1 pseudogene is annotated in these 327 nt (G+C 59.3%); it reads left to right on the top strand.

The features are described 5' to 3' along the window. Nucleotides 1–109 precede the first annotated feature (109 nt). Nucleotides 110–327 (top strand): annotated as a pseudogene (locus tag EN861_RS34690) (serine--glyoxylate aminotransferase); the annotation flags it as partial.

Consider the following 327-nt stretch of genomic DNA (forward strand, 5'->3'; position numbering starts at 1 on the left):
GGCTGAGCGGCCGCGTCGTCGGCTGGAAGGGCCAAACAGGCGACTGGCGTCAATTGAAGTAATGCCAGGCGCGTTATCCAGGTCGTTCACTCATAGGAAGGTGCAGCCAATGTTCAGCCAGAATCCGATCTTCATCCCTGGCCCCACCAATATTCCGGAGGTGTTGCGCAGGGCCGTCGATATGCCAACCGTCGACCACCGCAGTCCAATGTTTGCGAAAATTCTGCATCCAGCCCTGGAAGGGGTGAAGAAGGTGATCAGGACGGAGCGGTCTGACATCTTTGTCTTCCCGTCCACCGGCACCGGCGGGTGGGAGACCGCGATCAC

It is taken from the genome of Mesorhizobium sp. M8A.F.Ca.ET.218.01.1.1, assembly GCF_004791165.1.
GTDB lineage: Bacteria > Pseudomonadota > Alphaproteobacteria > Rhizobiales > Rhizobiaceae > Mesorhizobium.